At 50.2% G+C, this 6,966-nt stretch carries 9 protein-coding genes; all 9 read left to right on the top strand.

Going from position 1 to position 6,966, the window contains the following annotated elements; translation table 11 throughout:
* Positions 1-308: hypothetical protein (locus QVD32_RS12290; protein ID WP_287710275.1), on the top strand; the 308-nt coding region annotated here is incomplete at its 5' end.
* 16 nt (positions 309-324) lie between these two features.
* Positions 325-1,431 (top strand): tyrosine-type recombinase/integrase, encoded by a 1,107-nt coding sequence (locus QVD32_RS12285; protein ID WP_287710274.1) that lies wholly within the window; start codon positions 325-327, stop codon positions 1,429-1,431.
* Entirely contained in the window at positions 1,388-2,395 is a 1,008-nt protein-coding gene (locus QVD32_RS12280) for a methyltransferase (protein ID WP_287710273.1), read from the top strand. Before QVD32_RS12285 ends, QVD32_RS12280 begins: the two co-directional genes overlap by 44 nt.
* Before the next feature lie 13 nt (positions 2,396-2,408).
* The gene (locus QVD32_RS12275; RefSeq protein WP_287710272.1) at positions 2,409-2,882 is read left to right on the top strand and encodes a hypothetical protein; all 474 of its coding nucleotides are present in this window, start codon (positions 2,409-2,411) and stop codon (positions 2,880-2,882) included.
* 22 nt (positions 2,883-2,904) lie between these two features.
* Entirely contained in the window at positions 2,905-3,144 is a 240-nt protein-coding gene (locus tag QVD32_RS12270; protein ID WP_287710271.1) for a hypothetical protein, read from the top strand.
* A complete protein-coding gene (locus QVD32_RS12265; protein ID WP_118120292.1) occupies positions 3,141-3,452 on the top strand; it encodes a hypothetical protein in 312 nt (103 codons plus the stop codon). The genes QVD32_RS12270 and QVD32_RS12265 overlap by 4 nt, the downstream gene beginning before the upstream one ends.
* Positions 3,453-3,591: 139 nt before the next feature.
* Positions 3,592-4,650, top strand: a complete 1,059-nt coding sequence (locus QVD32_RS12260) for a hypothetical protein (RefSeq protein WP_287710270.1) — start codon at positions 3,592-3,594, stop codon at positions 4,648-4,650.
* Between the two features lie 287 nt (positions 4,651-4,937).
* Positions 4,938-6,350, top strand: a complete 1,413-nt coding sequence (locus QVD32_RS12255) for a hypothetical protein (RefSeq protein WP_287710269.1) — start codon at positions 4,938-4,940, stop codon at positions 6,348-6,350.
* A partial coding sequence (locus QVD32_RS12250; protein WP_287710268.1) for a DUF6712 family protein occupies positions 6,331-6,966 on the top strand: 636 nt, incomplete at its 3' end. The genes QVD32_RS12255 and QVD32_RS12250, both read left to right, overlap by 20 nt.

Below are 6,966 nucleotides of genomic sequence, written 5' to 3'. Positions count from 1 at the left end.
CAACGGGGAATGCAGCCGCCACCCTTTTGTACAATCGGCTGTTAATGGTTATAAGACGATGCAATATGCAGAATTCTATTTTATTAAATGATGCACAGGTGAGACCTGTAGGCATCAGCGTTGAGGAGGGTATCAAGGCCCTCAAGTGTGAAATCAAGAAGCTCGCCAAGACCAAGAGCGAAACCTTCAGTTTCCTCTGTGACGAGACAGTTACCTATGGCGATGTCGTCAAGGTCATGGTGGGCATGATGGCTCTGATGGCCATCGTGGCAGTCAGCGGTTTCTTTTTCGGAGGGGAGGTGATGTGATGAAGCGAAAAGGTAAATGGATACAGAGAGGCAAAATAACTACACAGGCTATTTAGGTTATTTATCTTCGAGCGGGGCAACCTACCGTAAGATAGGGCTTGCGGCAAAATACGTCCTCATCTTCCTTGAAGAAGCTGACGAGATAAGCCGCAGGGGTTATCGGAGATACAGGCAGGCTCATGCTTCTGAGCTTTCCACCATGCCCGGTGCTACTGATGCCATCCTCGACTTCCTGTCGTTCATCGGCGTGGGCTACAGCCGGGCAAAGCGCAAGGTGAAATCGCTGGAAAAGAAAGAAGATATCTGTGCTCGAAACGAGAAGAAGGTGAACGAGTTCATCGAATGGCTGGACGCTGAGTCGGATGCCAGCGAGCGCACCCAGCAAACCTATCGCTGCAGCATCAGGAGTTTCTTTTCTTATGCCGACGAGTTCAACCAGGAAAACGTGAAGCGGTTTCTGAAGACGCTGGAAGAGCAGAAGATGAAGCCCGCTACCATCAACAACCGTATGTGCGCCCTGGTGAAATACTCCAAGTTTGCGAAAAAGCCCATTTCTGTGAAAAGGGTAAAAACCCAGCGCAAGCTCTCTATGGACAATATACCTACGGAGAAGGAGTATCAGGCTCTGCTGGCTTATCTGAAGCAGAATCCCAACCAGGACCCTTACTACTGGCTGAGGATTCTGGCCACTACAGGCCTTCGCCTGCATGAGTTCATGAAGCTCTCGTGGGAGGATGTAGCCAACGGCGAGGTGGTTCTGAAGGGCAAGGGCAGCAAGTTCCGCCAGGTGTTTTTTCAGAAAAGCCTTCAGCAGGAGGTAAGGGAGTATATGAAGAAGACGGGCAAGACGGGGCATCTCTGCAACGGCAAGTATGGTCCCATGACCGACAGGGGCTTCTCTGAAGCCTTGAAGAGATGGGGCGACCATCTGGGTATAGCCAGGAGCAAGATGCACGCCCACGCCTTCCGCCACTTCTTTGCCAAGCAGTATCTCAAGAAGAACAAGGACGTGACGCAGCTTGCCGAACTCCTTGGCCATAATAGCTTAGACACAACAATGATTTATCTACAGAAAAGTCATGATGAACAAAAAAGAGACTTTAATAGAAATGTTACGTGGTAGCATAGCGAACGTTCATACAACTTGTGATTCATTCAAGGATGTGAACATCTATGATGATACAGGACATGTGGATTTACCCTTCTTCGAGGTAATGTTGGAGTTACTTACTGAAGTGAAATATGCAGAGCTGTGTCTCACCCAAAAGCTTGCCTATCTGCTTGCCCCTGACTTTACAGACGAAATCGACGAAAAGTCTTCCGGCAAGCAGGACGGAAAGAGGCTGTCAGCAGAGGAAGTGCTCAAGCAATGCACATTCAAGGACAATATACTCTATCTGCCCAATGTGCAACTGAGCAAGAAGACCTATGCCGACGTGAAGCTCTGGATAGAGGAAGCCGGCGGCAAGTGGACGGGAGGCAAGGTGCAGGGCTTCAGCTTCGACTTCGACGCTACCCGAGTGGCAGGCATACTGATGGAGGGCAAGCGTTGCAACCTGGCCAAGGACTTCCAGTTCTTTGCCACGCCACCCGAGGTTGCTGACTGGCTGGTATCGCTGGCAGGCGACTTCAGTCCTAACTGTAAGGTTCTGGAGCCTAGTGCAGGAACCGGAGCCATCATCGAAGCCATCCACAGGGTGCAGCCGGACGTGGTAGTAGATTGCTACGAGCTGATGCCGGAGAATAAGGAGAAGCTTTCCAAGCTGGATCATATCCGTCTGCTTGGTGATGACTTCACTCAGGCAGAGCACCCTTCGGAGTACGACCTGATAGTGGCAAACCCTCCCTTCTCGAAGAACCAGGACATCAGGCATGTGATGCAGATGTACCAAGATCTCAAGCCTGGCGGAACCGTGGCAGCCATTACTTCCAGGCATTGGCAGCAGGCTTCGGAAAAGGTATGCAAGGATTTCCGCGCATTCCTGGAAGAAGTTTCCGCCCAGGTTTACGAGATAGAGGAAGGCGCCTTCAAGAAGAGTGGCACGGGTGTGGGAACCATTGCCATCGTAATTAACAAACCATTTTAAACAGAACAAGAAAATGAAAGACAATAATTCAAATAACATAGAGACCAACAACCTCACCACCGAGGAGTTCCATAAACTTCTTGCGGAGAATACGGCAAAGCTGAATGAGCTTCGCTTTGATTACGCTCAGCGAATGGCCGACGCACAGGACGATTACGATAAAGTCATTGATAAAATAATCGAAGAGGAGTATCAGGAAAAAGTTTTGTTATACAACGCAAGACAAGACTATGAGAGAGTCCAAAAGGAGTACATACTCAATACTAATAGTCTGAAAAAAGACCGTCACGAAGCAGGACGCAAACACAACTTAGCCAAGGCTTCAGCCAAGAACCACTGGGCTACCGAGAACGAGAAGATCCAGAGCGAGCGACACAACATATTCGAGCGCTATAGAGATTCTGGGGGGGTACTCACGGGAGATACAGAAGGTCTCCTGCACCCAAGCTGGACCAGAGACAAGAAAGGAGGGATGAGCGATGAATGAGAATAATGCAACCGATCTGCGCATGACAACGGAAGTATGGAATGCGCTGGCAGATATGATGAATGTTGACCAGCTCGACAATTTCATCGAGAACCTCAACTACATACAGGACAAACTTGTATCAGACGAGGTAGTAACCAACAGCGTGGACGATTTCGGAGGTCCCGGCAAGGTGCTGCTCATGCTCAACGCTTTCAAGCGTATGAGCGACCTCTTTCAGACCATCAACGTAGCCCTGGAGGCCAAAGGAGGTAAGGTATGAAAAAACGACCGATAGGCTTTGCTGCCTACGACAATGAGCAAAAGCCACAGCCGCAGGAGCGAGAGTCAAAGATTGACTATGTGACAATAGCCCTTGATGCCTACTTAGAAGGCAGTGGTCCATGTGATGATCAAAATGATCAGCACGTTGACTTCCTCTCTTCCAAGGATATACAGGATGCCATCAAAGAGATGGTCTTTGCCTCTATCTCTACCATCACAGAATACATGGTAGAGCATGGATATAAGATGATGCAGATTGAGGGTGGCAGGCTCGTCTGGATAATCAAGGATACCATGTCTGAATAACAAAAAATACAGTCATTTTTTTCTATATTGACTACTTTTCTACCAGAAAGTAGATAACATACGAGGTCGTCGTGATGACGGTCTCGTATTTTTATTTTCTCCCCTACCTTGTTATCTTTGCACGAAAAAAAGATAAGACATGATAAAAGCCACCAAACCAACATCACCACTCTTCACCAGTGAGCTCGACACCTTCTCCTTCTCGATAGGTGGCGACAGCGCAACCGTCACCATCACCTGTGCAGGAGAAGAACTGCTCAGCGAGACATACTACCCCGTCTCCAGCAACATCACCATCTACGATCTCGGCACGCTCATAGCCGATGCGGTGCGCCCGACTGTGATTGCCACATTCTCAATCTCCATCACCGAGCACACAGGTGAGACAGAATCTGCCTCATGGTCAAGCGGCAGCATCACCGCCTACTATGCCACCGTTGACATCGATATGTCGGCGGCAACATTCCTCGACCGATACTTCATGTCACTCCTGGATGGCGCCAAACTCACGCGCCTCGGCCATCGAGAATATCTCCATGCAGCCGGCTCAGACAGCACCAAGGCGACCGTCACGGCGCGATACATCAAGAATGCTAATACCGTCAACACCGCCACCTTCACAGCTGATGTCACACCGACACGCACAGTCAATGGCATCACCACATTCGACGTATCACCCGACAGATACCACAACGAGGTATATGGAGATCTCTTCGCTTATACCGTGACCGTGGGCAAGCGCACACAAGAGTTCCAGATAGATCATACCGGCAGCGTGGCAGACCCGGTGCTGCTCTTTACCAACAGCTTCGGATGCCAGGAGACTTTCTACTGTCTCGGCAAAAAAAAGATCTCACCAGAGTTCGAGCGCAAGAGCGCTGTGATCTCAGGCAAGAAAATCAACTATTCTATCAGGGAGACACGCAACTTCGAGGGCGACACCGGCATCCTGCCACCATCGATGACTCACTTCGCCGAAGACCTGCTGCGCTCCGACGAGATCTATCTTTTCAGGGATTACTCACAAGACAAGCAAGTCACCATCACTGAATCCAAGGCAGAGCGCACCAATGAGGCTGACGATATGCCAGAGTTCACCTTCACCTACCAGTATGCACAGCGCATCCAAAACGTGATGTTCAAGAATATGGGCGAAGGTCGCATCTTCGATGATTCCTTCGACGACACGTTCAACTAAAGTTTCACCCTTAAAGTTTTCGCATATATGGCTGATACAAGCAAGGCAATACATATCAACGAGCTTCGCCGATCGCTCGATATCTCACGCATCGACCGCTCGCCTGTTGACATCGACTGCTGGAAGGCATCCGACGGATCCATCATCCACTACCGTGGCTGGCTCGTCACGTCCTCTAACTGGCGAGAGGGTACACACCGACTTCGCAACCCCGTCAACAACCAGGTGCGCAAGGTGCGCGACGTTTTCATCTTCAGATACAATAATCACCCAATATACTTATAGCAATGGACGACAAAAACATAGACATTACCTTCGCCACCATGGGCGACGTGATGAGCTACCAGGCATACAACCCTACGGGCGGTTTCGTGGAGTCTTCTGGCATCTTCGACGATGACGGCATCACAGACACGATGACCGTCAAGGCAAGCGATGGCAAAAACTACACCTATATCCCCTTCGGTGAAGACAACCTTCTACCCTACCAGCTCATCAAAAGCATCGGAGAGAGCAGCGTGATGGCACAGAACAAACTTTTCAACGTGCTCACCTGCTACGGTCTTGGATTCCAATACAACGACATCAAAACCAAACTGCCAAGCGACGACAAGGATGTCAATCTCTTCAAGATGCACAATTCTCTGAGCCGATTCTTCCTGGAGCAAATTACGGATATGAAGTATTTCTTTTTCTGCGTCTCGGCTATCATCCTCAACAAGAAGGGCGACCGCATCGTGGCCGTCCGACACAAGGAGGCTTGCTACTGCAGATTCACGCAGAGCAAAAACGGTCGCTCCGAATACGTGCTTTACGCTAATTGGCGCAATACGCTGGAACCTGAGAACATAGAGGTTATCCCATTGCTCGACGAACTCGACCCGCTTGGCGACCTGCAGGAGCGCATGGGGCTGAAGGGGCAGAGCGGACAGGTGAAGTCACGGCAAGGCGGCAATGGTCCTCGCACCAAGGCGCGTGTATTTGCCATCGTGACACGTTTCCCTACTGCCGGATGTCAATACTATCCAGTTCCCTACTACAGTGCTATCTTCAGAGATAAATGGTATGATATCTCCCGACTCATCGCCATCGGCAAGATGTCGAAGCTCAGAAACCATGCCGCTATCCCCTACCTCGTGGAAATCCACAACGACTATTGGCGCGGCATCTTCAAGGAAGAGCACATCACCAATCAAGAAGATCAGAAAAAGCGTAAGCTCCAGGAAAAAGAAAAAATCAAGTCCTTCATCTCTGGCATAGAGAACAGCGGCAAACTGTGGGTGGCGGGATATTACACTACCCCAGACGGCAAGGAGGTTAACATGGTCAAGATTACTCGCATCGACACCTCTAAGGACGGAGGCGACTACAGCGACGACATCGCAGAGAGCAACAATATGCAATGTTATGCAGACAATATCCATCCTAACCTCGTGGGTGCTACTCCTGGCAAGAGTCAGACCAACAACTCAGGATCCGACAAGCGAGAGCTCTTCACGCTCAAGCAGTCGATAGAGAAAGCCTTCCATGATCTCATGGAGACTGTCCACTGGGTTATCATCTATTTCAACCACTGGGAGGATAAGGTCTATCCAGACGTGCCACTCATCATGCTCACCACCCTTGATGAGAACAAGGATGCCAAGAAAGTTTCAAACAACCCAAACTCAAAGCAAGAAGATGATCAAAATAACAGCTGACCAATTTGAGCAGCTCTTGCCATTCGTGAGAGCCGCTTCCGAGGATGTCTTCACCAAGATTGAGCCATCCTTCGAGCAGACATACAACGACCTCGTGGCAGATGTCGTCAATACCGACCATGAGAGCGAGGCGACCCAGGAGGGATCGCCCCTGCTGCGCCACGTCACAGGCTATGTGATACTCGCCACCTTCCTCGACCGTCTGCACTCGCAAGACATCATCATGACCGACAATGGCTTCGGGGTGGTCAGCAACGACAACATCGCACCTGCCTCACAGGCTCGTGTCGATGCCTTGGAGCGTGAGCTGACCTACAGCCGAGACATGGCAAGGCACAATATCCTCAACGAGCTTCGCCGTGTCGAGGGATGGGCGGAGACAGACCAAGCCCTTGACAACATACGGTCTTTCCTCTGGTCTCCCTTCATCCTACGTAGATATTATTTCGCAGATCGCAAGCTCACGTTCGATGACCTCGCAGCTTTCAATCCTAACATCAGTTCTGCCGAGAATTTTCTTCGCAAGCAGCTCTCAGATGACTTGATTGACCAGATGCTGTGCGAGGAGCGCAAGGCAGCGTTCGAGCCTAACCATCGACGTGCCAAGCTCAAAATC

It is taken from the genome of Barnesiella sp. (assembly GCF_022723415.1).
In the GTDB taxonomy this organism is placed as follows: Bacteria; Bacteroidota; Bacteroidia; order Bacteroidales; family Barnesiellaceae; genus Barnesiella; species Barnesiella intestinihominis.
Note: the sequence above shows the minus strand (reverse complement) of the source record. Positions and strands in the feature narration are given on the sequence as shown.

Bases quoted from the DNA above. Each gene is read 5' to 3' on its own strand.
- QVD32_RS12285 (WP_287710274.1), top strand. From the start codon at position 325: ATGGATACAGAGAGGCAAAATAACTACACAGGCTATTTAGGTTATTTA.
- QVD32_RS12280 (WP_287710273.1), top strand. From the start codon at position 1,388: ATGATGAACAAAAAAGAGACTTTAATAGAAATGTTACGTGGTAGCATA.
- QVD32_RS12275 (WP_287710272.1), top strand. From the start codon at position 2,409: ATGAAAGACAATAATTCAAATAACATAGAGACCAACAACCTCACCACC.
- QVD32_RS12270 (WP_287710271.1), top strand. From the start codon at position 2,905: ATGACAACGGAAGTATGGAATGCGCTGGCAGATATGATGAATGTTGAC.
- QVD32_RS12265 (WP_118120292.1), top strand. From the start codon at position 3,141: ATGAAAAAACGACCGATAGGCTTTGCTGCCTACGACAATGAGCAAAAG.
- QVD32_RS12260 (WP_287710270.1), top strand. From the start codon at position 3,592: ATGATAAAAGCCACCAAACCAACATCACCACTCTTCACCAGTGAGCTC.
- QVD32_RS12255 (WP_287710269.1), top strand. From the start codon at position 4,938: ATGGACGACAAAAACATAGACATTACCTTCGCCACCATGGGCGACGTG.